General features: G+C 42.7%; 25 protein-coding genes and 1 pseudogene. 5 read left to right on the top strand and 21 right to left on the bottom strand.

All coding sequences use genetic code 11. The features are described 5' to 3' along the window. Positions 1-185: 185 nt before the first annotated feature. Positions 186-770: pseudogene (locus tag ACWQAU_RS12720) on the top strand (DJ-1/PfpI family protein). 174 nt (positions 771-944) lie between these two features. Here ACWQAU_RS12720 and ACWQAU_RS12715 read toward each other — a convergent pair. The 10 genes from ACWQAU_RS12715 to ACWQAU_RS12670 all read right to left on the bottom strand — a co-directional run bounded on the left by ACWQAU_RS12715 (position 945) and on the right by ACWQAU_RS12670 (position 10,753). Beyond that, positions 945-1,553, bottom strand: coding sequence for a TetR/AcrR family transcriptional regulator (locus tag ACWQAU_RS12715; protein ID WP_050482342.1), 609 nt, complete (start codon positions 1,551-1,553; stop codon positions 945-947). A gap of 15 nt (positions 1,554-1,568) precedes the next feature. Further along, positions 1,569-3,062, bottom strand: a complete 1,494-nt coding sequence (locus ACWQAU_RS12710; protein WP_033608029.1) for a YhgE/Pip family protein — start codon at positions 3,060-3,062, stop codon at positions 1,569-1,571. A 338-nt stretch (positions 3,063-3,400) separates the two neighbouring features. Further along, positions 3,401-3,739 (bottom strand): DUF4260 family protein, encoded by a 339-nt coding sequence (locus ACWQAU_RS12705; RefSeq protein WP_050482341.1) that lies wholly within the window; start codon positions 3,737-3,739, stop codon positions 3,401-3,403. Between the two features lie 87 nt (positions 3,740-3,826). Next, positions 3,827-4,537 (bottom strand): MBL fold metallo-hydrolase, encoded by a 711-nt coding sequence (locus tag ACWQAU_RS12700; protein WP_027821695.1) that lies wholly within the window; start codon positions 4,535-4,537, stop codon positions 3,827-3,829. A 209-nt stretch (positions 4,538-4,746) separates the two neighbouring features. Beyond that, entirely contained in the window at positions 4,747-4,998 is a 252-nt protein-coding gene (locus ACWQAU_RS12695; protein ID WP_027821694.1) for a hypothetical protein, read from the bottom strand. Positions 4,999-5,030: 32 nt separating this feature from the next. Then, positions 5,031-5,768 (bottom strand): class I SAM-dependent methyltransferase, encoded by a 738-nt coding sequence (locus ACWQAU_RS12690; RefSeq protein ID WP_027821693.1) that lies wholly within the window; start codon positions 5,766-5,768, stop codon positions 5,031-5,033. A gap of 423 nt (positions 5,769-6,191) precedes the next feature. Then, a complete protein-coding gene (locus ACWQAU_RS12685; RefSeq protein WP_003642405.1) occupies positions 6,192-6,884 on the bottom strand; it encodes a 2,3-diphosphoglycerate-dependent phosphoglycerate mutase in 693 nt (230 codons plus the stop codon). Between the two features lie 75 nt (positions 6,885-6,959). After that, positions 6,960-8,033 (bottom strand): AI-2E family transporter, encoded by a 1,074-nt coding sequence (locus tag ACWQAU_RS12680; protein ID WP_003645342.1) that lies wholly within the window; start codon positions 8,031-8,033, stop codon positions 6,960-6,962. 156 nt (positions 8,034-8,189) lie between these two features. After that, positions 8,190-9,344 (bottom strand): ROK family protein, encoded by a 1,155-nt coding sequence (locus tag ACWQAU_RS12675; protein ID WP_011102065.1) that lies wholly within the window; start codon positions 9,342-9,344, stop codon positions 8,190-8,192. 374 nt (positions 9,345-9,718) lie between these two features. Further along, positions 9,719-10,753 (bottom strand): hypothetical protein, encoded by a 1,035-nt coding sequence (locus ACWQAU_RS12670; protein ID WP_027821692.1) that lies wholly within the window; start codon positions 10,751-10,753, stop codon positions 9,719-9,721. 142 nt (positions 10,754-10,895) lie between these two features. On the opposite strand from ACWQAU_RS12670, the gene ACWQAU_RS12665 reads away from it, so the two are divergent. After that, positions 10,896-12,089, top strand: coding sequence for an SAM-dependent methyltransferase (locus tag ACWQAU_RS12665; protein ID WP_011102067.1), 1,194 nt, complete (start codon positions 10,896-10,898; stop codon positions 12,087-12,089). A gap of 81 nt (positions 12,090-12,170) precedes the next feature. On the opposite strand, the gene ACWQAU_RS12660 is transcribed toward ACWQAU_RS12665, so the two are convergent. Further along, positions 12,171-13,085 carry a hypothetical protein gene (locus ACWQAU_RS12660; protein WP_013355954.1) on the bottom strand — a complete coding sequence of 305 codons (915 nt, stop codon included), beginning with the start codon at positions 13,083-13,085 and terminating at the stop codon, positions 12,171-12,173. Positions 13,086-13,394: 309 nt separating this feature from the next. Then, positions 13,395-14,501, bottom strand: coding sequence for a serine/threonine protein kinase (locus ACWQAU_RS12655; protein ID WP_033608028.1), 1,107 nt, complete (start codon positions 14,499-14,501; stop codon positions 13,395-13,397). 24 nt (positions 14,502-14,525) lie between these two features. On the opposite strand from ACWQAU_RS12655, the gene ACWQAU_RS12650 reads away from it, so the two are divergent. Genes ACWQAU_RS12650 through ACWQAU_RS12640 form a run of 3 tightly spaced genes read left to right on the top strand, consistent with a single transcriptional unit; the run spans position 14,526 to position 15,937 of the window. After that, positions 14,526-14,888 carry a DUF4064 domain-containing protein gene (locus tag ACWQAU_RS12650; protein WP_003642412.1) on the top strand — a complete coding sequence of 121 codons (363 nt, stop codon included), beginning with the start codon at positions 14,526-14,528 and terminating at the stop codon, positions 14,886-14,888. 8 nt (positions 14,889-14,896) lie between these two features. After that, positions 14,897-15,451: a DUF4352 domain-containing protein gene (locus ACWQAU_RS12645; RefSeq protein ID WP_027821689.1), complete on the top strand. Its 555-nt coding sequence runs from the start codon at positions 14,897-14,899 to the stop codon at positions 15,449-15,451. Positions 15,452-15,502: 51 nt separating this feature from the next. Beyond that, positions 15,503-15,937, top strand: coding sequence for a hypothetical protein (locus ACWQAU_RS12640; RefSeq protein ID WP_027821688.1), 435 nt, complete (start codon positions 15,503-15,505; stop codon positions 15,935-15,937). A gap of 560 nt (positions 15,938-16,497) precedes the next feature. On the opposite strand, the gene ACWQAU_RS12635 is transcribed toward ACWQAU_RS12640, so the two are convergent. From ACWQAU_RS12635 to ACWQAU_RS12595, 9 genes are all read right to left on the bottom strand, one after another. Beyond that, the gene (locus ACWQAU_RS12635; protein WP_003642416.1) at positions 16,498-16,626 is read right to left on the bottom strand and encodes a hypothetical protein; all 129 of its coding nucleotides are present in this window, start codon (positions 16,624-16,626) and stop codon (positions 16,498-16,500) included. 252 nt (positions 16,627-16,878) lie between these two features. Next, the gene (locus ACWQAU_RS12630) at positions 16,879-17,601 is read right to left on the bottom strand and encodes a sulfite exporter TauE/SafE family protein (protein ID WP_024272421.1); all 723 of its coding nucleotides are present in this window, start codon (positions 17,599-17,601) and stop codon (positions 16,879-16,881) included. Between the two features lie 59 nt (positions 17,602-17,660). Beyond that, entirely contained in the window at positions 17,661-18,011 is a 351-nt protein-coding gene (locus ACWQAU_RS12625) for an AzlD domain-containing protein (protein ID WP_003642419.1), read from the bottom strand. A gap of 20 nt (positions 18,012-18,031) precedes the next feature. Further along, positions 18,032-18,817, bottom strand: coding sequence for an AzlC family ABC transporter permease (locus tag ACWQAU_RS12620; RefSeq protein WP_003642420.1), 786 nt, complete (start codon positions 18,815-18,817; stop codon positions 18,032-18,034). A gap of 136 nt (positions 18,818-18,953) precedes the next feature. After that, a complete protein-coding gene (locus ACWQAU_RS12615) occupies positions 18,954-19,451 on the bottom strand; it encodes a GNAT family N-acetyltransferase (RefSeq protein WP_003642421.1) in 498 nt (165 codons plus the stop codon). Positions 19,452-20,036: 585 nt separating this feature from the next. Further along, positions 20,037-21,371 (bottom strand): D-alanyl-D-alanine carboxypeptidase family protein, encoded by a 1,335-nt coding sequence (locus tag ACWQAU_RS12610; protein WP_021357082.1) that lies wholly within the window; start codon positions 21,369-21,371, stop codon positions 20,037-20,039. Positions 21,372-21,440: 69 nt separating this feature from the next. Beyond that, positions 21,441-22,601: a sensor histidine kinase gene (locus ACWQAU_RS12605; protein ID WP_003642423.1), complete on the bottom strand. Its 1,161-nt coding sequence runs from the start codon at positions 22,599-22,601 to the stop codon at positions 21,441-21,443. A 16-nt stretch (positions 22,602-22,617) separates the two neighbouring features. Then, a complete protein-coding gene (gene croR / locus ACWQAU_RS12600) occupies positions 22,618-23,307 on the bottom strand; it encodes a response regulator transcription factor CroR (RefSeq protein ID WP_003642424.1) in 690 nt (229 codons plus the stop codon). A gap of 90 nt (positions 23,308-23,397) precedes the next feature. Next, the gene (locus ACWQAU_RS12595; RefSeq protein WP_003642425.1) at positions 23,398-24,087 is read right to left on the bottom strand and encodes a YoaK family protein; all 690 of its coding nucleotides are present in this window, start codon (positions 24,085-24,087) and stop codon (positions 23,398-23,400) included. Between the last annotated feature and the right edge of the window lie 147 nt (positions 24,088-24,234).

Here is a 24,234-nt window from a genome sequence, read left to right as displayed (position 1 = left end):
TTCGTAGAGTATCGGGTGCGACCGATGCTTTTTTTTTTATTTTCTATTATATCAAAAGCAGGTCTGGAAAAATCCGAAGATTTTTCCAGACCTGCTTTGTTTCTAGAGACTTATGTCACAGCCTCATGAAATTACTTAACTATTCCTTCGAAGGGTTACCAAATCTCAAAAAACTCGATGAGATTATGCGTCAACACCCAGCAGTTAAGCGAGTCCTTGAACAGGAAGGCGCCTACCTTTCCAGCCAATTAAATCAAAACGAAGATTGGCAAGTTAAGACGGCTTCGATTAATTCGACAGTCACTTCAATCGGCAGCTTAACGACGAAGGTTGACTATCAACTAAGCGACTTACCTAGTTCCGACCTATTAATACTAATCGGGGGTAATTCCTGGGACGTAGAAAACAGTCAACTTTCAAATTTAATTACGACGCACCTCGCTACCTCAAAACGAATTGGTGCGATTTGCGGAGCAGTCGACTACCTAGCAAAAAACGGGTTATTAACAGGTTATCAACATACGGGTAATGCGCAATACTTATGGAAAAGTTATCCACAGTATCAAAACTCCGCTGATTTTTCTGAACAACAAGTTGTCTCTGACAAAAATTTAGTCACTGCCAACGGTACCGCTGCCTTAGAGTTTACGAATGCAGTTTTGAAACTAACTAAATTTGCAACTGACCAATAAATCGATCAATCAACTGATTTATATCGACTAGGATTTTATCAGTACTGTCAAATTTATGGCAATCCTTTCACTAACTAAAATACGCTAGCTGACCGACAAAAGAGTGATTCCTAGAAATCTAGAATCACTCTTTTATACTGATCACGACATACTTATTTAGTAACGGCATTATACTCATCTAGCATAGATTGGAACGTCATTCACCCAGTCAACCGGTTCGTCTTAAACTACTCTATTTCCAGAACCACCTGCTTAGTCTAATCGCGATACCGGTTTATTTGCTGCTAACTCTTGAGCCAGATCAACTGGTGACAAGGTGCGACTCTTAATGAAAACTTGATAAGCGCCGGTCGGTGTTATTACAGTCGGCTGGGTCAGCCAGTACTTCAAGAGTGTCATAACGTTTTGAACTAAAAGCTCTCGGGCTAAGTCTGGCGTAATTTCAAAGTTTTGATCTATTTGGTCGGTCGCATGCGTACCGATAGCGACTGCCACTAGATCATGGATTTTACGCCAAAGGTCCGAAGCCGAACAGTTGATCAGCGTAATTACAATCTGTCGATTCTGATATAAGTACTCCATCAACTTAAAAAAAGCATCATTTGTCGGGTGCGCCGCTATCCGGGCCAAGTCTGGTCGTCGATACTGCCTGAAAATATAATCCGACTCATGGGTCAATTGGTCCTCACAGCGATTCAACAAGTCAAATTTATCTAAGTAATAACGGTAAAAAGTCCCCCGTGCAACTCCAGCTTTAGTAATAATATTCTGGACCGTTAACTGTTGGAAGCTTTGCTCCGATAACAGTTTAATGAAGGCTCGCTGAATTCGATCCTCGCTTGTTTTTTGCCGAAATTTCATTCCAACGCCCCCCTTTTACTTTGTTACTAACGATTCAAACGTTTTTTGTCGCGTCGCTAACAAGAATTTACCGAAAATCAAGAGCTGGACCCCTACGATAAACAAGGTCATGGTCCAGAGATCCGTGGTAATTGAGCCCCCCAATGAAATGGCATGCCGTAATCCATCAATCAGATAAGTCATTGGTAAAAATGGATTTAACACCGTAGCAAAGTTACTCGTTAACTGGACGGGATAAATTCCGCCCGAAGAACCCAATTGTAATACCAAAAATACGGTCGTTAACCAAATTCCAAAGTTGCCCAAAAGAAGCCGGAAACCATAAATAACGGACAAGAACAAGACGCTACCAACGAATAGCATTAACCATAATTGTGCGTCTGACATTGTTTTTAACCCTAGACCCATCTTTAAAGCAATTCCTAAAAATCCCGTTTGTAGACCACACACAACTCCAATAACAGAAAATTTTGCTAACCACCAGTTAATTGCCGATTTAGGCCGAGTCACTGGAGTATAGGCATCAAACATCGTTCCCATTGCTAGCGCGCCAACGAATAAACCAATTGCCACCGCAAACGGTGACATACCAGTCCCATTGTTCGGTACGGCCGAATCATCCGTTAAAGTTGACTGAACGGGTTGTGCTAAACGGTCAATATTTTTAGTTGAATCATTCAACGCTAACAGTCGTTGCTGACCGGCCAATAGTCGATGAGCTCCTTGCGCTCCCCCTTGAGCAAGCTGACTAAGCCCAGTGTTAACGACCGTTTGTCCCGCTGCTAAGCCAGCACTAACCTGTCCCAGTTGATTAAGTCCTTGTTTAAGTTGGCCTGTTACCGACCCATTTGGTACCGCGAACGATATTTTATTCATGCCCGCTGTAAGCCTTGCCTGACCAGTGGCTAACTTTTGGGTAGCCGTCTGGACCTGATTTAGCCCGTTGACCAATCGCTGATCACCCGTTCCGGCGACGCCAAAACCGTTGGCAGTTTGATGGACAGTTCTTAACAAAACCCCGACGTACATTTGCGTCACCTTGAGGCCAACCTGGTGCTCAATGGCTGTCGTGGCACCGGTGATCATTTTTGAAATAACAAAGTTCCGGCCTGAACTGATTCGATAATACAACCGCATGGACTGAGGATGCTTGGACAACAAGGTTGTCGCGTTTTGTGAAAAATTCTTTGGAACCGTCACGATTAGGTAATAACGCCCACTTGCTAGCCCACGATGTGCTGTGCTTGCTTTAACAAAATGGTAATCCATAGTCTTAGAAGTCTTCAACGATGCGACTAGATTGTGCCCAATTTGGATTGTCTTACCCTGGTAATGTTGATCAACATCGTGATTAACAACTGCTACAGGGATATCGGTGACCTTACTGTACGTATTCCACAAGGATGATAAATATAGCCAACAATAGATTGTTGGAATTAAGGCAATTGCCACTAAAACTAGCGGCAAAGTCTTATTTTTAAATAACTTTTTCCATTCAGCTCTGATCATATTAATTCCCCCTAAAATGCTTAATTGAACGCTTTGTTCAACCCCACATTTTAAGCAGATACCACTTTGATTCAATAAACAAAATTATTAAAATCGTCTTACGCAGACGGTTCAATTACTGTTTCTCCGTTGGTTAAGGCCGTCTTAAAATTATTTCAATTTAGCTTGTTCTTTAATCATTATCATTATTATCCCAATGACACTCATTATTTCGCAACTAACAAGACGCGGTTGGTTGAACAACCGTCCATAAAAAAAGGACCGTCTCGCAATCGAGTCAGTCCTGAGTATTGTCCCTTAAATTCCACGTTGCTTAGTCTGAAATGCATATTTATCTATCAATCCCGTGGAAATAAACCCCATCCGATCCCACGATCTACGGTTATGTGGCATAGCCAAATTAAGCTTAAACTCATGAAGGAGTTTTTTATTGATTGTTGAACCGGTAAAATCAATCCCAACAAGAGTAGGCAAAGCGGTCCAATCAACGTATGTGTCGTGTTATAAGCGGTCTGACCAATTCTAGGTGATAAACCAAACCCTACTGCTGCCAAATCCGGCACCAAGTAGAAAGCACCGAAAATCAACCAATTATTTAAAAATCTTGTATATACTAGCAAAACAACTAGTGTTGCTACCCAATATTCCACTTTAGATATAACCCCTTTTATATCCATGGATTTTTCACCCCTTCTCAAGTACATTCAAGTCCTGACTAACATTTCACTAAACTAATGAGTCATTGAAATGACGTTATCCTTAAATCAAACACTTAAAGCTGCCTTAGCGTGTTGAATCGCCTGACCAATCTTTGAATTAGCATGATTTATCAATTTCCCGTGCCTAACCATCAGCCACTCAATTGGCAATTTATTAATAGATTCCATACTCTTAATTGCTAGTTCCTTATCCCAAGTGGCCTTGGCTGAGAATGGAAAAATCCAGCTCCCACCACCAGCAATAAATATACCACCGTGTGTCACCATGGTATCTCCAGCAAACAGCGTTTTTGATGTCTGCTGATACAATACGATTGATCCTGGAGTATGCCCTGGGGCTGCAATCACTTTTAAAGACCCAATCATATTTCCAGTATTCATTAAAACATCTGGTTTAGTTTTCACTTTGGAATTAAAACCACCTTTAACTCGTAACTTGGGTTCTGTTTTATTCAAACTAAAATCACCATTCATTAACCGTGCATCACGAGCCGATACATATACCGATGCTCCAGGATACTCATTTTTAACACTGTCCAACGAACCAATATGATCAACATGTGGGTGTGTTAATATAATTTTCGTTATCGGTTTACCTAGTTTTTTAGCTTCTTTTAGAATGCCATTTTTACAAAAGCCCATACCAGTATCAATCAGAGTTAATCCCTGTGTTTCGTCAATTAAATAGCAATTAATTGGAAAAACATGACGTAAAAATGCTAATTGATAGATATTAGAAATTTTATTAATTTTCATATTATCCCCCATTTATGCCGATCATACTCAGTACTAAACAAATTTTCAATGGATAGAGTATCCAATAATGTTCACAGAAATCTGTTTTAAGCATTGCGATTACTGAAGTTGAGAAGATAATATTATTTCAATTTCATGGACTTAGTAACTTTACTTAATAATAAAAAAGCACAACAACTTTGAATAGTTGTCGTGCCTTTAGAAACTGATTATTTTGAACTTACAACGTGGTCTTCATCCAACATATACTGGAAAGCAACCTCACCAGTCAACAAGTTAGCCTTGAATAGTCCTTGGTTACCGTTGTTCTCGTCACCCATGACCACGAAGTACGTGGCGCCTTCGTCAACGACGTGTTGGAAACTCAGGTAGTTACCTTTGAACCCTTGCTTCCGGAACAACCCAATAATTCGAATCATTTCACGTTGCGTTACTTCGTTTGCTGCTGCTTTTTCACTCATCTTTAGTTGTATCCCCAATTCTCTTCTTAATCTTATGCTGCCGTTTTAGTGGCTGGTTTATTACCCGCCACCACGTAACTATCGGTCAGTGGGGTAGCCCACCAACCGTTAAAACCTAAATCCATAGGCTGGGCAATTTGTAAGCCCGCGTCTTGGAAGACCTGGCCGTACTCGTTAATATTACGTCCCGTATCAATGATCATGATGTGACCACCCGGCTTTAACACCCGAATGGCTTCCTTGACCGCATTGATTCGAGCTTGTTCATTCTTGATATTATGGATGGCAAAACTGGACGTCACCACGTTAAAACTCGCGTCGGGAAAATCTAACTTGGTCATGTCGCCCGTCACCAAATTAACCCGATCCGTTAAGCCTAAGTCGTCCACGTTCTTTTGCGTAACGGCCATTTTGTTATGTGATTGGTCCCGTGACAACCACAAATCTAGGCCCGTTACTTTACCAGCTGATCCTAATTGCTTAGCAATCCGAGTCAATAAAGCACCCCGACCACAGCCCAAATCTAAGACTTGACCGTCTGGTTTTAAATTTAAGTGCCGAATCGCGTCATCAAATATTTTGTACTTTCCCCGAGTCGTGGTGCGTAAAAAGATCAACGCACCCAACACTAATACAATACCAACCGTCGTTTCAATGCCAATTGGATAATTCAACCGATTCACGTACGCGTGCCATAGTAACCCTATGCCAAACACGGCATAGATCAGCAACGCGAACGGTGCATCGACCCCGTACCTTTTAATATTCATCCAGCTTTGTCCCCTTTTAAAAAAGATCCCCGATTTAATTCCACCCATCTTCACGGGTAGAATGGGCGTGACGGGCACCTTTTACAACTAGGTCACCGTCGCACCTACTTCTTAATCACTACTTTAACTGGTAGTGACCATCTAGCGACCACCACCATTAATCCATTAATTTAACTTATTATCACCTAGTTAGTGAAACCCGCCAAAGCTTTCAAGTCGAGTCTCACTACTAGCGATTATAATTCATCTAAATATTTAATATAATTATTTTCTGAAACTCAAATCTTAGGTTTCATAATGACAACCAGCGTCCATTTGTCATAAAATGCCAACCTCATCAGACGTTATCGGCACTTGGCGCCCAAAAAAGCACTCCCCTGAGACAGCGGAGTGCTCCAAAAAAACTAGTAAATAACTATTAAATTATTTGCCTAACTTTTCCTTACCAAGAACCTTTAACTTTTCATCAAAGTCATAGACAACTGGTTCACCAGTAGCCATTTCAAGATCCATGATATCATCATCACTGATTTGTTCGATGTACTTGCTTAAGGCACGTAATGAGTTACCGTGGGCAGCAATGATTACATTCTTGCCGTCTAATAACTTAGGTGCGATTTGGTCTTCCCAGAAAGGCATAACGCGTTCCAAGGTAACCTTCAAGTTTTCGCCACCAGGGACGATGTTAGGGTCTAAGTCAGCGTAACGACGATCGTTAACGGCTGAACCTTCATCATCGGCACTCAATAATGGAGGTAAAACATCATAAGAACGACGCCAGATATGAACTTGGTCGTCACCGTATTTTTCAGCGGTTTCCTTCTTGTTCAATCCTTGTAATGCACCATAATGACGTTCGTTTAAACGCCAAGTCTTGGTTTCTGGAATCCAGAGTTGGTCGGATTCTTCAAGCACATAGTGCAAAGTCTTGATGGCACGAGTCAAAACTGAAGTAAAGGCGTAATCGAATTCTAAGCCTGCTTCTTTAACTTTTTGACCAGCAGCCTTAGCTTCTTCAACACCCTTTTCGCTTAAATCAACGTCAACCCAACCAGTAAATTGGTTAGATAAGTTCCATTCACTTTGACCGTGACGAATCAATACTAATTTTGCCATAGCAGTTAATGACCTCTTTCTTAAGTTATTTACTCACCCTATTTTACACTGAAAAAGCGAAAAATCAAAACAATATCAGCGCTTATTTTCAGAATCCGGGTGGAAAGTAATCGTTTTTTTCAGATTAATGTTAGGTCGCGGCCGGTGAACCGGTTTCACGCCGATGATGTCCAAAATAAAGTTAAAAATCGGTACACCGACGATCAATCCCCAGACACCAAACAGACGCTCACTCACTAGCAATACGACAAACGTATAAAAAATGGGCAGCTCCGTGCGACTCGACATAAACTTGGGATTCAAGACATAGGCTTCTAGGGCGTGCACAACCAAAATCATTAAGAGCATATAGACCACGTAGCGCAACCCACCAACCGAATAGGCAATCAAGCTCAGCGGTACAACTGAAATGATCACCCCAGCGACTGGAATCAGACTTAAAATAAAGATCATTAATCCCAAGCTAATCAGTTGAGGCATCTTCAAGATTGCCATGAAGGTCACCGTAATCACCGTATTGACAATCGCAATCAAAAACTGTGCTTCCAAAACAACGCCAAAGCTATTCACAAACTTTTTGGCAAAGAAATGGACGTCTTGAAAGAACCAGCCAAACGTACTAGTCAAAAAGCGCTTCGTGAAGACCCGCATCTGATGATCCTCAATCGTAAAGAAGAAACTTAAAATAAATGATAAGAAGAAGGTTAGTCCCATATTACCAATATTAGTAATATACTGGAACACAACTGAAATGCCGCCCTTCAATTGTTTGAGTATATCCGATTCTTGAAAATACGATGTCACCCACGTCAACACTTGGTTAGTATCATGTGATGGGTTCTGATAAAACCGATAGACTGATTCAAACGTCAAAAAAGTTTGTTTGATCAACTGCGGTAAATAAATCGATACAGCAAAGTAAATTCCAAGAATGACTAGTGCGTAGACCACTAGGACAATGATCGTCGGTGGGATCTTCACCCACCGCCGAACTGCCCGAACTAACCGCGTCACTAAGAACGTAAAAATAAACGTTAATAAAATAATACTCATCATACTTGATGCCAAGTATAGCGTTAACACAATCAACGCCAATACGCAGGCGCGCCGCCAGCGCACATTTCGTATTAACTGTGACCAAAATTCCACAAAATCCACCCCTCTACTTTCCCTTACTCCCATTCTAACGGAAAGTCTCAGCAATAAAAATTAAAAGGCCGTTGTGAATCAACAAAAAAACGTGTCAAGTTTATCACTAATCGTACGATAAACTTCACACGTTCGTTTAAATAAACACTTAATGACTTATGAGAACTGCATCTTTAAGCTCTCTAATCCTAGTGCTTGGTGAATAATAACTGAGGCGCCACCCAACAAGGCCGCCGATTGTACGTTCTTAGTTGCAATGATTGGAACTTGCCGGCTTGGCGAAGTTAGCTTGGCCGTGCTCTCCCGAACATTAGTTAATAGTTGTGGCAAGATTTCTAGAACGGTCGTGTTCAACACAACCACATCCGGCGCGAACGCCGTGGAAACATTCGCAATCACTTTAGATAGATAGTAAACAAAGTCATCGAAGACCTTTGTCACTTCCGGATCATGATTGATGTAGTCATGCTTGACCGTCGTTAAATCTAATCGTTCAACATGCTTGATGGCCTTCAACCGAGCCCACAAGGCTTTTTCAGAAGCATAATCGTTAACTGATGCCAAGTGGTCCTCAACGTGCCGATCTTCTAACAAAGCAGTCCCCACTTCACCTGCTTCGCCTTCATGACCAGAATATAGTCGCGAATCAGCCACGATGCCCGCATGAATCTGATCGCGAACGACTACCGAAACCACGTTATCGAAAATCTCGTTGTCATGGAAATCACGTTCAAAAACGGCCGTTAAGTTAGCTTTCTTTTCCAGAACAACCGGAATCCGTAGCTTATCACGTAAATACTTTGCTAGATCAAAGTGTGTTAGTCCCTTGATCGGTGTCTTGAGGATTTTATTCTCATAAATAATCCCATCCAGCGCAATGGCGACCCCCATCAGACCATGAATCGTACCATAGTCATCAACGTTCCGTAATTGATCTTCAATCAAATCAATGACATCCGTCAACGTCATATCGCTCGTCTTAAAGCTTTGAAAGTGCAAAATTTTACCATTCAACCGTGAATACATAAGTTTGACTGCGTCAGCTGTCATGTCAATGCTGGCCACAAAACCATAGTTCACGTTCAGCTCAGCCATCACTGGTTTACGACCGCCGTTTTTCGTGCTGACACCACAGCCAATTTCCTTGATGAACTGGGTCCGCAGTAGCTGATTATAAATATCTGAAACCGTCACTTTATTCAAACTCAAGTTCCGTGAAATCTGGCTCCGGCTAATCGGTCCTTCGTTAATAACCTGCTGCAGAACTTGCTTTTCATTCGTACTGCGCATTACATGTTTATTAATAATCATACTGAATTTCGATGCCCACCATTGACAATCGAACTACTTTACCAAATCATGTTAATTTGGTCTGCCATTAATTCAATCATCAACGGGCACCTTAACCCCCTAATCTGTTAATATTCTATAGCATCAAACAAAAATAGTACACAAAATAGTCAATTTTATACCCATTTTGACATATGAACGTTAAAAAAAGGCCAATACCGATATAAAATGACCGCCCCCGTAGAACCAAAATATCAAGAACGAAAACTTTCCGTCCTTACTCCTACATTCTATAACAGTTTTTATAAAAAAATCACCGATTGACACCTAAAAGTAGGTGTTTTATCGATGATTGTTAAGTGGACTTCCATACTGTTATTAAATTGTTTATATTACTACAACGACCTCGCTGCTTGCGCCAGAGACATATGTTGTAAACTGGCTTGTTGTAAAATGGCCTCGATTTGGGCATCCGTATACTGGCTAGCATTAAATCCAGCTTGCGCTAGCTCCGCACGCGTTGCCTGAATCTGATCAGAGCTATAATTCATCGTTTGGGCAGCTTGCGCCAGTGAGAGGTGTTGCGCCGCTGCTCGTTGCAGAATAGCACGAATTTGGGCATCACTATAACTACTGCCGTCGAGCCCTTGCGCAGTCAACTCAGCACGAGTCGTCTGCACTTGACTGTCACCATAACTGTTGTTAGCTGCAGCTGACGAGCCCATCGAATGGTTAGCTGAGGAAGTTGATGATGAAGCAGCCGCCTGCTGTTTAGTGGCTGGCGTGCGTTGCGTTTGTTGCTGACTTCCGGTCATCCCTGTAACCGCTTGTGCCGCACTCGGGATCACCGGTGCTGAACCGGTCAATGTCTTGAGTGACGCATTATTTTGTTTCTGTAAATCCAACACATTTTTCCGAATATCCTGATAGTAACGTTGCTTAAACGCCTTATCCTGCAATAACTTAGCAATTACAACGTTAGAATCCGTAAACTCATTCGCTTTATTCAGCTCAGCAGCTTTCTGATACTGTTGTTGATAAGTCTTGCGTTTTTGTTGCACCTTTTTTATTAAGGTAAGTTGTTCTTGGGCCTGATTAATTAACGTAACTGCACCGTGCTTGGTCGTCTTAACCGTCATAAAGTCACGTTTAGCCACGTCAAATTTCCGCGCAGCCAGTGCTTCTTGACCAGCCACATAAGTCTGGGTCTGGGTTAAATACCGTTGCGCCTCAGTACTACTAGCTTTCGTTCTGGTCGCATGTGTAAAACTCGTCTCCGCTAACGTATAATTCCGCTCTTGCAGTGCCCGCTCACCAGTTCGCATTTCAGCCGTGTATGAGTCTTCCTGCAGACGGTACCGCGTATATGAATAACTACCAACCCCCACAGCGATAATTACTGCAAACACGATCCACATCCATCTTTTCATCACGACACCCCCATCAACTGATTTTGTAATTAATTTATTATAACATGTTTACGAATTAGGTCGCGATTCGTTGTGCTTACAAAACTGTTTTCATAAGCGTATAATAATTAGTGTATTTTACGAAGAAAGGATCCTTATTGCAATGCTAGAAAAAACCTTTTACCACACCCTTCTAAGCCACTCATTCAATATGCCCGTCACAGTCAACTACTGGGATGGAAGTAGTGAAACTTATGGTGAAGGCACACCAGAAGTCACGGTGACTTTTAAAGAAGCCATTCCAATGCGTGAAATTACCAAGAACGCTTCAATTGCCCTTGGTGAAGCTTATATGGATGGCAAGATTGAAATTGATGGCAGTATTCAAAAATTAATTGAATCGGCCTATGAATCGGCAGAAAGTTTCTTCAACAATTCTAAGTTCAAGAAGTTCATGCCTAAACAATCTCACTCTGAAAAGAAGAGTCAACAAGACATCCAAAGCCATTACGATGTGGGTAACGACTTCTACAAGATGTGGCTTGATCCAACCATGACCTATTCTTGTGCTTACTTCAAACATGACACTGATACATTAGAAGAAGCCCAGATTCATAAGGTTCATCACATCATTCAAAAGCTCAACCCACAACCTGGCAAGACCTTACTAGACATTGGTTGCGGTTGGGGTACGTTGATGTTGACTGCCGCTAAAGAATACGGCTTAAAAGTCGTCGGGGTCACGTTATCACAAGAACAATATAACCTAGTTGCTCAACGCATCAAGGATGAAGGCCTCAGTGATGTTGCTGAAGTCCGGTTACAAGATTACCGTGAACTTGGCAACGAAACTTTCGACTACATTACCAGTGTTGGGATGTTCGAACACGTCGGTAAGGACAACTTAGCAATGTACTTTGAACGCGTTAACCACTATCTTAAAGCTGACGGGGTTGCCTTATTGCACGGCATCACCCGGCAACAAGGTGGCGCCACTAACGGTTGGTTAGATAAGTACATTTTCCCAGGTGGCTACGTTCCTGGGATGACAGAAAACTTACAACACATTGTTGACGCCGGCTTACAAGTCGCTGACGTTGAAACCCTCCGTCGCCATTACCAACGGACGACTGAAATCTGGGATAAAAACTTTAACGCTAAGCGCGCTGCCATCGAAGAAAAGATGGGCGTGCGCTTCACTCGCATGTGGGATCTCTACCTACAAGCCTGTGCCGCTTCCTTCCAGTCTGGTAACATTGACGTCATGCAGTACCTCGTAACTAAAGGTGCTTCATCACGAACCTTACCAATGACCCGGAAATACATGTATGCGGATAACCGAATCAATAAAGCTTAATTAAATGCCAAAATACCAACTATCTCGATTATTTCGAAATAGTTGGTATTTTTTTGACCATTTTTCAGGAATGACTGACAACTAGCTTTCAGTCACCGCCATGCGTACCCAACCCAAGATCTGATGGTAGATGAGTAACGATCCTAGGAAGAAAGCGGCCGCTAAGCCGGCGGATGTCGGTAGTTTGTTAAACATATTGGCTGGTAACACTAAGGCTAATAGTGGAAAGGCATACGCTGCTGGCAATTGTAAGTTAAGCGCCCGTAACCACAAATACACAAGTGGTAAGGCAATGACCGTCGTTAATAGCCACGAAGCAATCAATAGGTGAATGCCGACCCCAATACTAGCAGCAGCCGACAATGCAAGCCACTGCTTAAGTGCGGTCGTTACCGTATATTCAGACTGTTGAGCCGCTTCAAAGAAAACGACGATCACGGGTGGGATTGCGGCCATCTGGGGCTGTCCCGCTAGCCAAACAATACCCACCCAGACAAAAACTAGGCTGATAAAGCCGAGCATTTGCCAGCGACTAGCAGAAGCTTCGGTTACCCGTGAGATTGATCGCGGTCGTTGAATCCAAGCCCCAATCATCAGGCAAATAGTCCAGAAAAAGATGGCTACGATAAAGGTCCAGTGCGTTGCATTAATGATAATTGGCAGTAAGCCAGTAGCAAAGGCTGGCGCCAAATTCGATTTTAACCCCTTCAATAATAATAGCATCAGTAATAGACCGACAAGCACTTTGAGGGCGTACGACCAAGGTAGTTGATTGACTAAGAAGCCAATAATTGCAGTTCCAGATGGTACTAAGAATAACTTTAAGGGTTGCCGAGTCCACGCCGTCTTACGATAAACCCACGTCCCGGCTGTCAGAGCACCGATTTCGGGTAAAATGATTTCCGCATCATGTTGCAATGTGGCACTCGCCACCATTAATAGAATGAAGCTCCACCCAGCTAAGTATCGCCAACCATCGCTTTGCTTTAAATCCATTTCGACAAAATATTCCTTTCTTATATTTAATTAGATACATTTATGTTATCAAGTGTCAACGACTAGCATTGTACCATAAATACAATCGTCTCCTCAAATAATCCTGAAAACACATCAACAGTTTTCAGGATTATTTTCAATCACTTTCCTGACCTATAAATCAAAATTCGACTGAGTAAAGTCTTACCCAGTCGAATTCAGTCGTCGCGTCACCGCAGTCAGAAAATTATGCATTTTGCATAAGCCTTTTGATAACTAAACGGTTATGCTATTTATCGTACTAGTAATTGGTTAACCAGCCTACGTACACTAGCCGTTACGGCCTAACATCAAAAATATGAAGATGGCTTCTGCTACTCGTAACCACCACCGATATCGATGCCAGCGTAATACCGACCAATGGTGTTTTAGCCACTGATTGGCATAGTGCGCAATCAGTGGCGCCCCGATAATCATAAAACCCTCGGTCCAAAAATCGACGCGGGCGGGCCAAGTCGTGTTATCAAAGCCAGCACCAATGGTCGCAACTACGAGCAAGATGTAGAGGCCCCACAAACTGATTTGTAAAGGTCGTTTGATTTTCGGCCACCATTGCCGGGCCTGTATTCGCTTAATCATTGATTGATGGTGCGGCCGATAATGCTCATGACCAGGTAACGCTGCTAACATTGCAGTCGCACTTTGATATCGTTGCTGTGGGTCTAGGGCCGTGGCCTTCATAATAATCGGGGCCCATGTTGAATCCTGTGTCAGTGTCGTTGTATCTAACGGCCCGCTCGGCTCTTGACCAGTCAACAAACAGTTTAGAACGACCCCTAACGAATATAGATCGCTCCGTTGATCCGTTTGGGCGAAGCCATAGTTTTCAGGTGCGGCAAAACCGCTCGTGCCTAATAAACGAGTATCACTGTCTTGCTCAGCATGATATTGTCGCGCTGCGTTGACGTCAATCAAATAGTAGTGATTCCGATAACACATCACGTTACTTAGTTTAAGGTCCCGATGCACAATTTGTTGTTGCCCCAACGCCTGTAGCGTTATCAACAATTCTTGTGCGACGCGCACCGTCATTTCGGGGGAAAACGGTCCTTGTGTTGCCAATCGATCCGCTAGTGTTTGACCATTAATTAAGGTCTCAACACTTACAATGCAATCAGCCGCCGTTAATAATGCTTCGATCCGGGGCATTCGGGGAATTGGCTGCTGCTTCAAACGCTGTAGAACAGGAATATTATCAGGATTTACTAGTTTAGCTACCGAAACAACCTGTTGCTTCTTAACCAGTAACGGAAACTCGCGTTGCGCAACTAATGGTCCTAGTGGTTCATAACCAGCCGTACTTAACAATTGCATTGCTTGAACAATCGGTAACACCGTGACACCCCCCTTTTTATCAAAATTACTAACTTTTATCATAACCATACTTTTGGAGGAATTACAATGTCAAAATATCAGAATAACGAAGTCACACCAGTCGCACCCCATTCGCGAACAGCCGAATTAGTTTTAGGAATTATTGGCGGTATCTTCGGTATCATTGCCGGCTTACTGGCGATGACCATCGGCGGCATCGGTAGTGCTTTAGAAACCAGCGGATCGGCTGGGGTCAGCAATCTTGGCGTTGGCTGCATTATTGTCTCTGTCCTCGCGATTATTTTAAGTGTCATGATTAATCGCAATCACGTTTTAATGGGCTGGTTGATCATCCTTTGTGGGATTCTTAACTTCGTCTTTGTCAGCTTCTTCGGGATTCTAAGCGGTCTGCTCATTGTTATTGCGGGCGGCTTAGCACTAAGAAAGTAGGTAAGCTCATGCAAAAAACGAAAGCTTGGTATCAAAAATGGTGGGCGTGGGTCCTGATTCTCCTTGGCATCTTCTTTGTCATCAGCCTCGTCAATTCTCCACAAGACGGTAAAAACTCACAAGCAGCGACGACCAAAAAGACCAGCGCTAGCAAGTCCACCGCTAAGGAACCCCCGGCAAATACGATTTATAAAGTCGGGCAGACAGCCACCATCGATCACGTGCAAGTAACGGTTAATAATGTTAAAACCGCAACGACGCTCAATGATGTTCAGCCTAAAACTGGCAATCAATATTATACGGTCACCGTAACATTGAAAAATAGCGGTAGAGATAAAGTCAGCTATAACCCGTTTGACTTTAAAATCAAGGCCGCCGGTAACCAAACTAGCCTAGATGAGATCAACATTGATGAAAATAACCAATTAGATAGTGGTGACCTGACCGCTGGTGGCTCTGTCAGTGGTACCATGACTGGTCAAGCCAAAGCAGATGGGTCCGTTGAACTCATCTACAATCCCAGCTACTTCAGTGATCGGCATTTGACCTTTAAATTACAGTAGTTTCTGGTACACTAATACTAATTAAGAAGGAGTATTAGGGGGGCACTAACCGTGGTAGAACGCGCAACTAAGGAACTATTTAACGAAATCAAACATGCAAGTGAGGCCGACCAATTTATGACAAATATGGCCAATAGTTTTATTCGTACCAATCCGGCGGAATACCTCGCCGAGCTTATTCAAATCAAACACGTCACTAAAAGCCAAGTCATTCGGCGCGCTAATCTAACGCCCTCGATTGGTTACCAGTACTTCGATGGCAAGCGCCGACCTAACCGGGCTCGCATCATCGCCCTCGGATTCGGTTTTCAACTGACCCTGACCGAGCTTAACACGATGCTCAAGCGAACTGGTTACGCCGCCCTTTATGCTAAGGATGAATGGGATGCTCTGGTCATCTTCGCACTTAGTCAGCGCTTTGATCTTAATCGTACTGATGAACTACTTTATCAATACGGTCTAGGTACGATTACCGACGAAGATTAGCGTAGTTGCCATATAGACTCACGCCAGCTAAAAGTTCGGCATAACCAGGTTTTAGAATAATAAAAGACCAGGCCCTAATGAGTTGAATGCTCATTAGGGCCTGGTTTGCTCAATCTAGGTCAAAGATAAAGATGATGGTTTCAATCAACACAATGAACGGGATGTATCGAACAAATAAGATAAAGTACCAGAAGGCCTCGTTAAAACTCACAACATTGAATCTAGTTATCCCTAGAATAATCAAACAACTAACTAGTATCAAAATCGAAAATAGCTTTTTTACCCTTAATCGTTTGCCAAACCCTGACCCCATAATTACAGCCAGCAACAGCCCACAACTCACATACCCAGTGAGCTGATTACTATCCAGCTTAAATCCAACCTGAACCCCCGTCGAAAAGTAAAGTGCCGCAATGTATATCAGCAAGTAAATCCCTGCAATAACTTGAATTCGTCTGTAGCTATTCATATATCTCCCCAATTTAGCAGTTCTTAGAATAAAACTATACTAAAAGGAAACCAATAAGCCAATGCTTTTTTCAGCTATGTAGCACCTGTAATTAAGCATCGTTAAAATAAAAAATCTTCAACAATAAATATTTCAATCCCGGTTGTTCAACTTTAGAACCGTGCGCAAGGCCGATTAAGAAGCTACAGTCAGGTACGCTCAACGGCACTATCTTACGCATCCACGTCTGCTCCCAAAACAGATAAGCGCTGTTCCAGCTGTAGCTGGCAAATTCTTGATTATTAAATTAATAATATTAAATTTATACATTGGGATTAACTCGTTTATAACCGAAGACAGATTGTCGAAGTGCTACCGCTGCTTTCTGAAAATATTTTTTAACACTTGGACGATTTGCACCATCAAAAAAGGCCAAACGCATTGCGCCTGACCACTAAAATCAACTCGTAATGAAGGTGATAAATACCTCGTTCTAAACTGGCGCAATCAAATAATACCCGCCACTAAGTCCAATGAACAAGTAGATCAAATGCCGGACTGTCGTCATGGGTAGCCGCGGCAGGATTCGTGCCGCCAGCGCCGTCCCAATGACCGCACCTACCATACCAATCATAATATGGGGGAGCAAGAATGGCGTCAGAATACCGTTCAGTACGCGGACTGTCGAAATATAGACCACATCGATCAAAAAGAAAGTCTGCAAATTTCCCAAGTAATCCGCAGTCGTATCGGCAAGTGATAGAAAATAAAGGGCCATCAGCGGGCCGCCAATACCGAATAACCCATTGAAGAACCCCGAAATAATCATGAAGAGACCGGCTAACCACCACGGATAAGTCTGATTCGCCGCACGTTTGCTCAGACTAAAGTACCCGGCTAACGAAACTAACAGCGCACCTAATAACCGTCGCAATAATTGCACATCTAAAACTTGACCAAGATGTACCGAATAGGCCGCCACACTGGCATAAACGATAAACGGCACAATAATCTGACGAAAGTGGATATGCTGATGATAACGCCAAACTAATGTTATGACACTGGCTGCCATAATAACGCCCGCCACGGCCGCACTTTGAGCAATCGGAAACAACTGTGGTAAAAAGATCATCATGACGATGGCCGCACCAAAGCCCGTTAACCCTTGGACCAGACCAGCCAATAATCCGGGTAAGAAAACCAATAACCATACCATCAACGTATCCTCTTTTCATCATAATAAAAAAGAACCGGGTCACCCAGTTCCAACAAAATCTAAATATGAATTAGTAACACAAAAATCATCACTGAGACTAGACCAATCACCACTGATAAAGTCATTGAACGCGTGCGATAAGCCACAAATCCAACGAGAATAGCAGAAATAATCATCCCCAGATTGCCAGAAGTGATCACTGCGTACTTACTATCGATAAAGACACTTTTAACAACTAACGCCGTGAATAGTGAGACGGGTACGAACCGCATCCATTCATTAAACCATTCTGGGATCTTCCGCTTCGTAAAGAACAGTAGCGGGAAAAAGCGTGGTATGAAAGCCACACACGCACAAAAAATGACCAACCAAAAATGGTCCATACTACTCATTGAGCTGACTGATTGCATAAGAAAAACCCCTCTGTGCCCTACTTGTCAGATTCTTCCATGGCTGTTTGGCCAGTAGGATCGTGAACCTTATAGAGTAAATGACTTTCTGGCTTATGTGCCAACAAGTAACGTTCAATAAAGTAACCGGTCAACGACGCGAGTAGTGTTGACACCACTAGGCCCAGCGTACTCTTCATTAAGACCAGAAAACCTATCGTTAGAACGCCAGACAAAACTGCCACTAAGATAATCAAACGGCTCTTAGTTTGCATAATTGCCATATAAATGAATAGTGCCGTCAGCGCAAAATCCACCACTTGGAGATTAATCGTCAATGCACTGCCAATCAAACTACCAATAATATTACTTACCGTCCAAAATAATAACGAATAGTGTTCGACCATTAAGGCCTGCGATGGCTTCCAATGCTTGTCCGTCGCAAACTTTAAATAGTTGACCGCGTAATTTTCATCATTCATCGAAAACGCAAACGTAAAAATGAACGGTAATGATTGCCCCTTCAGATAGCGCGATAAGCTGGAACCTAATAAGGCGTACCGTAACTCCAAGAAAAACATCATCAAAATAATGGTTGTCATCGGTGCATTAATTGTCAGCATCGATGCAATTAAAAATTGGGCGCCACCGGAAAAGACCATTACCGAAATTAACGCCGTCAGTAGATGGTTGAACCCGGCCGCATGCAATAAAACCCCACAAGCTAACCCGATGGGAATATAGCTAAGCCCAAGTGGCATTACTGTTCGTAATACCACTAACCAATTTGGCTCGTTCTTTTTCACCAAGAATGCCTCCAGTACCATACCAGTAAAGAATTCTAGCAACAACAGCGAGCGTCAAATTACTTAGACACTCGGACTTAATTTTAACATGTTTTTTATTGCAATCCTACACCTTGTTAAGTTTTTAAGTGTATGTAAGCGGTATCAATACCATTTTTTACTTGAAATGTTGTCCCAGAATCACTAAGTCATTCGGTCGGCCACCTAATTCAGCGACTTCTGGCAGAAACCCCCACTGTTCGTACCCAAACTTTTTGAACAGCTTAATGCTTGGAATATTACTTGAAAAAATATAAGCGATAATCGTTGTTAATCCCAACACAGGTAATTGTTTAGGAACTAATGTCAAAACCTGGCTACCGATTCCCTGTCCTTGAACACTGCGATCCAAATAAACTGAAATTTCAGTCGTCTTTGCATACGCTGCCCGTCCATAAAATGGTGACAGACTAACCCAACCGACCACTGAGTCGTCCTTTACAACAACCCACAGCGGATAGTGTTCAGGGGTATGACTCAAAAACCAATTTCGACGTTGCTCAACCGTAACTGGTTTAAGATCAGCCGTCACTTGATGACTGGGAATCGTTTGATTGTAAATATCTACAATAATGGGTAAATCTGACATGGTTGCAGTTCGTAATGATACGCTCATAGGTGACTTTCACTCCATTCGGTTTAACTACTGTTATCAGTCTTCATTATACAGTTAATCGTGGATCATGCTAACAAATTCTACATAAATGGAATCGCAATTTATCCGCAAAGCTAGCATTCAAATATTAGCAAAAAAAGAAAGAACGCTCAAACTGGAACGCTTGTAGCGAATAGTCGAAGTAGTGACTAAGATAGGCACACGGCCTAATTTAGGGAATAATTTTTAACAAAGCACCTCATAATTATCCCGATTTAAACGTTGCTTTTTTAGCATCGCCAAATGAAGACTATTAATACTCTTTTTATCATAACATCCGCAGCCGTTCAACTTGGTCATCCTTGACAGTGCCTTTTTGAAATTACTCTGGATGCTAATTATTTTTAATTAGCTAAATCAGTGGCACAGCCCTGGTCATTAGTTGCCTGTCATGAATCACTATTGCCAACAAAAAAATCCTCCTTGAGCAGGCAAGTCTCAATTACTAGCTTGCCTACTCAAAGAGGAATATATCTTTTAAGAAATATCTCGTAGCGTTTACTAAGCTAATGCACCCACAGAATCTAATACACTAACTGCTATAATTTAGTTGAACCAGCTCTTAACCCCGCGCCACATCCGTACAAAGATATTTGCTTTGTCGATGGACTTCTTAGGCGTTACATTGATGGTCATATTCTTGCTAGTCGTTCCGTCAACTACCTTGATAGCTTTCTTGCTTAGGTTCAAGTTAACAGTACCGACAGTCTTGCCATTCTTAACGGGTGCTTGTAATTTACCATCGGTTGTCGCCGACTTCTTCAAGCTGACCTTACCAGTAACGGCACTAGCATCCGTCCCGGTTGGCAAGTAAATCTTGGTTGCACCACTATTTGAAACGAGTTGCGACGTTAAGGACTTCCCATCTTGGACATCAACGGCTTTCACACCATTGATCTTGCCATTCTTGTTAATCGTCGTAGTCGTGTAGTTGTGGTAAACATATGACATGATTTCAGCCGTTTGAGTGAAACGTTCCGTCCCACTATCGTTAGCGGCACCGGCATGCATGACGACCGTAATGATCCGGTTACCATTGCTAAACTTAACGGTCCCAGTGAAGGCATTCCCAGCCTTAGTGGAAGTCCCAGTCTTCAAACCATCCACAGGAAGTGCGGAGTAATGTTTAACTAATCCTTTGAGCATGTAGTTTCGGTTATCCATCTTGGTTGCTGAACTAGTACCCTTTTCAAACCAAGCATGGGCAATACTAGAAGTCTTTAAAACTTCTGGGTAATCTGATAATAGCTTTTGCGCAACGGTAGCAACATCTTGTGCTGACATTTCGTTTTCAGCACTGGCGGCAACGGTACTGTACCCAATTGTGCTGCCAACCTCTTTATTGGTTAATCCACTGGCATTAATAATGGTAGCGTCCGTGATCCCCCATGCTTTAGCCGTCTTCCGCATCAAGCTAACAAACTTATGGGGCGTCCCGGCTACCGCGTCACCCAAGGCTGTGATAGCGGCGTTAGCGGAATAGATTTCAGTCGCGTTATATAATTGCCGCACTGAATACGTCTTCGTTGATAATAACGGTACGTTCGCATATTCCGTGTTTTGGCTCATCTTAGCGACTGCCTTGCTAACACTGATTTTTTGATTCCAAGACAACTTACCTTCATGGATCGCCTTAAGCACTAAATATGTACTTAACATCTTCGTCATTGATGCGATCGCCATTGGCTTACTACTGTTCTTATCATACAGGATCTGACCGGTCGACGCGTCAACCGCAATGGCGGCTTTCGCAGAGATCGATGGTGTACTGGCTGCTTGGGCCTGGAGGTCAGCCCCCGCAATGCCTAAACCAGCTGTACTAAACGTGACTGCCGCAACGAGGGCAATCATAACTTTCTTTAACTTTCCCGCAAATCTCATTTCTCAATTATCCCTTTCTTAATTGCTAATGCTAGTTTTAGTTTAAATAATTATGTCTGTGGAAACAAGTTAATTTATCATATCCGATTGTTTTTTTGTTAATGGGTGGTCATGTTTAACTGGCAAATGAATAACAAAGCTTGTCTGCTCATCATCACTTTGCGCATAAATATAGCCACCGTGGTGATCCACGATACTTTGGGCAATCGCTAAGCCCAGTCCAGAACCCCCGGTCGCCTTAGAACGCGATTCTTCAACCCGATAAAACCGTTCAAATAAGCGTCCCAACGACTCAGCTGGAATACGCTGACCATCATTCGTGACGTGAATCACGACTTCTTCACCACGTTGTTCAGCTTGTAATACTACGTTTTTAGCACCAGTTCCATATTTAAACGCATTAGTGATCAAATTGCTGAAGACCCGCCCCAGCTTTTCAGCATCGGCTTCAATGTAAATAGGCTGCGTGCCACTTTCTACTTCAATCTTCAGATGCTTCTTGTTCGCTTCCAGCTCAAAGCTTGCCGCTAACTGTTCTAACATGGCCGTCAAGTTTAACCGATTAATGGCCAACGGTGTCTCTGTCTGCCGTGATTTCGTATATTCAAACAGATCTTCAACCAGTGACTTCATTTGTGTTGCCTTCAAATAGGCAATATGCGCATATTTAATTAAATCCTCTTCTGATTGGTACTGTTTGTTCTCAATTAAGCCTAAATAGCCGATAATTGACGTCAACGGCGTTCGAATATCATGACTGACATTCGTAATTAACGCATCCTTAGACCGCTCAATTTCCCGTTCCTCGTCCATCGAGTGGATTGCCGAGTCTACTAAGGCATTAACACTTTCAACGACTCGTTGTGTATCACCAGTCAGATTAAAGTCAATCCGATGGTCAAAGTGGCCGGCCGCAATATAATGCAACTCACTAATAATATGTCGTAACTGCATCTGTTTGTATCGTCGAATTAATCGCCAATATAATACGAAACCGTCCGCAATCAGCATCAGTCCAATAAAGATGTTTTCATAACTCCATAGCTGGTAGTTATTGGGACCAATGGTAATCGATCGTTTAATTTGGAAAATACCGCTCTGTAACCCCGGATTATGCGCAATCGTACTGTTGATCAGTACTACGATCGACAAGTTTAAAAGGAGTAGCAAAATCACCGTCACTACCCCTTCAAAAAATAATTCACTTTTTTCGCGTCCCGTTAATTTCAAAAGCTAACCCTCACTTTTAACGCGATTCAATCTTATAGCCAACGCCCCAAACGGTCTGAATGACTTTTTCTCCATCCGTGGCTTCTTCGATCTTATCCCGCAAATGACTCACGTGCACCATCACGGTCTTAGCTGAGACAATACTTTCTTGCTGCCAAACACGTTCAAAAATATCATCAGCTGAAAAGACTCGGTTAGGATGACTTGCGAGCAAATACAAAATACCAAATTCTAACGCGGTTAATTGAATATCCTTACCCGTCAACGTTTTAACTTCGTGTGAATCTTTATTGATCGTTAACGGTCCAATGTCCAAAATATCAGGCTCGGTAGTCGTCACGTTATTTTCAGAACGTCGTAATAGTGACTTGACCCGTGCCATAATTTCAAGCGGATTGAATGGCTTGGTGACGTAATCGTCAGCTCCCGTAATCAAGCCCTGAATCTTGTCCATATCACCAGTCTTGGCCGACAAGACTAGGATTGGAAGTTGGGAATCTTTCCGTACTTCTTTGATGACCTCAATCCCATCCATTTCAGGCATCATGATATCCAAAATCATTAACGCAATATCAGGATTCGTATTTAATTTAGTCAAAGCTTCACGGCCATTATAGGCGCTAATTGGTTCATAGCCTTCGTTTTTAATATAAATTTCTAATAGTTGTGCAATTTCTTTGTCGTCATCGACTACTAAAATTTTCATCTTATTTTTCTCCTTAAATAATTCTGTTTTTATTTTACCAAAAAAGCGGCCGGGCTTGGCAGTTAACGATTGATTTTAGAGAAAACGCAACTATTCCGCGTCATTTGCCGTACGGTGAACTAATAACCAAGTATAGTATCCACCTACTAAAATCAATAATCCCGCCGCAACCCATATCGTCCGTAATGTCCACCACCGCTGCAATATCGCCGAAACAATCGCGCCCGTAGCAAAGCTCAACACTAATTCCCAATACACTAAACCAGTGTCAAGCTCCGTGCGCACGCCTGTCAACCAATAATTCGTCAGCGCGATCGTTGCCTTCTTGAGATTACCAGTAGAGAACACGTTATTATAGCCGTGGCCGGCGATTGCGCTGAAGGCTGTCGTCTGCATCGCCATCACGAATGCGAGTGGTGGGACCACCATCGCATTACTAACAGTCGCTGGTAGCATGCCGACCATTAAACAAACAACCAGCTCTGCCACCAAAACGGGCAAGCGCCAGTAGTGTGACCGCGCGCCCAACCATTGTTTCAGTATACCCACGACAATTACACCTAGTGTAAAAAAGAGGACTGTTGCTAATTTAGTCAACACACCCGGTAAATTCCACTGTGCCACATCAACACTGAGAAAAATCAAATTTCCCGTTTGACCAGCTGCTAAGACACCACCCCGTTGGATGAATGTGTATGCGTCAATAAAGCCACCGATACAGGTTAAGCCCAAGCCAATTTCTCGTAACTGGAATAAATGGCGTGACTGAAACCGTTGCATCTACTCCCCTACTTAATATGTTGAATTTGGCACCTCACTAAACTGGTACAATACGTTTTAATAAGTCCATCATAGCGCAATTAATCATCAGTACCTAACGAAAACGCGCCTTTTAACCCATGACAGGTTAAGAGACGCGTTCATAAT

Source organism: Lactiplantibacillus sp. 3062 (assembly GCF_055413545.1).
This window is presented reverse-complemented; position numbering and strand designations above follow the sequence as displayed.